The organism is Acinetobacter sp. YH12058 (assembly GCF_013419805.1).
In the GTDB taxonomy this organism is placed as follows: Bacteria; Pseudomonadota; Gammaproteobacteria; order Pseudomonadales; family Moraxellaceae; genus Acinetobacter; species Acinetobacter towneri.
The window spans coordinates 1-1,963 of record NZ_VOZL01000057.1; the positions used below are offsets into that span (position 1 = coordinate 1).

Annotated in this window: 1 protein-coding gene; it reads right to left on the reverse strand. The window is 37.5% G+C overall.

What is annotated here, in order from left to right; all coding sequences use genetic code 11:
• Positions 1–145: 145 nt before the first annotated feature.
• Positions 146–1,798 carry a MobQ family relaxase gene (gene mobQ / locus FTU09_RS13640; protein WP_018680086.1) on the reverse strand — a complete coding sequence of 551 codons (1,653 nt, stop codon included), beginning with the start codon at positions 1,796–1,798 and terminating at the stop codon, positions 146–148.
• Positions 1,799–1,963: the final 165 nt, after the last annotated feature.

Here is a 1,963-nt window from a genome sequence, read left to right on the forward strand (position 1 = left end):
CCACCTTGCGGCGTGTCGCCCGTAGCCACTCGCTAACACGCACTCATATGCGTTCTAAGCGATTTTATTTTTATCAACTATAGTTTTACTGTATTTCTATCAAAAGTCGCTAAAACCCCCGTTTTTTTGCGCTTAAATGGGATTGCTAAGGCGTGTAGTCATGGTTATTGTCATTTTCTGGCTTTTTAGGCTCATTTCTCTGCTGTTTTTCTTGTTCTTGGCGTCTTAAAAATGCCAAATGTTCTTGTTGCTCTCGTTCTTGTGCATAGCGTTGTTCTTGTTGCTCTCGTTCTTTACGTAACTGCTGTTCTCTAGATTCACGATCTTTTCGGTCGTTTTCGAGCTGTATTGCTATTTTTTGGGAAAACTCTTGCTGCGCTTCGGTCTCAATTTTTTTTGTAAAAGCCGCATGCAATTCTTGGATTTTTAGATCTTCCATTTCTTCTGCATATAGTCGCTTTTGTTTTTCACCATTTTGAGGACTAAAGTATTTATTTCCATAGTTATCTTCTTCAAATATATAACTATTTATGATCTCCAGTCTTTGATCGCGTACATACTCTTGATACTCAGTTTCTCTGCGTGATATTTCAGAAATTTGATGATCTATATTTGAAATTTGATCATTAAGTTTTCGTTGTTTAACAGTGATGTTCGGTTCGTCAAGTTTTGCAAAAGACTTTTTAGGCTGGAGCAGCTGATTTTCTTCTGTCCATTTATTTAAATGATCAGAATATCTCTCTTTTTTTTCTATTTCACTAAGACCAGAAATATGCTTTTGGATGTCTAGTTGGGTGTTGTGTTGGTCGATCAGGTCATTTATTTGATTGATCCATTTTGTTTTAAAAAATAAAGGCTCTTTTTTGCGTAGTTCTGATATTGCAGAACTCATCGTGTCTAATTTTGTTGTTAATTTTGATAATTCTTCATTTTGGAATTCATAAAGTTTCTGAGAAGTTTTTTCTGAATACTCAGCTTGAGAGTATTGAAACTGAAGCTCACTTCGTACTTTTTGAACAAGATCCTCAGATACTTTGATGTTTTCATCCAGTGCGATGACCTTTTTGATTTTTAAATTACGTAGCTTAATTTCATCATTTTTCAGACTAATTTCTGTAAATATCCCTCGTCTCCGGAGGTATGTCGCTTGAGGACCTTCGTGCTGAGTTGCTTCTAGGTCACTTTCCTGGTCTTCATAACTTCTGTGATCGACACGTTCATCAAATCCATTTTGTTCCAGGTGATGATTGCATAACTCTGCAAATGATTCTCTCCAGTGGCTTACAGTTTCTGTGCCATTGTCACGACTGAAGTCCCTATATTTTTTTGCTGAAAAGCCACCCTGCTCATTAATACTTCGGGTTGTGAACATGATGTGTGCATGGTAGTTGCGTTCATCACTTCCACTGTCTGTATGAGGTGCATGAATAGCAGCATCAACGATGACACCGTATTTTTTAACGAGGTTTCGGCAAAGTTCATTGAGCATATTTTCACGCTGTTCAGCGTTTAACTCACTGGGAAATGCAATCTCAAACTCTCTTGCAAGTAATGCATCTTTTCTACGTTCAACCTTTTCGACTTCATTCCAAAGTGTTTGGCGCTTGAGTAACTCAGTATTTGTATTTTCAGGTGCATAGATTTTTGTAAATTCGACACCAGTTTTTCTTGTGTAGTCTTGTTCTTTTCCATAAAAATCGCATACCAATTTTTCACTTGAACGATATGCAGCACAAGCAACGGCCGATCGTCCATTACCTCTACTAATCGTTTTAACTGAAAAATGATATATCGCCATTTTGCTTTTGCTCTTTATTTCGATTTATCGAAATTACCAACATGTATATGTTGGTCAGGGGATTACAAAGGGGATTTACCCCTTGTCGCACCATTGGATGAAATCCAATGGCTAAGTGCGCCCTTCGGGAAAACCACGATAGCATGGGCTGTCTTGAATTTCAAT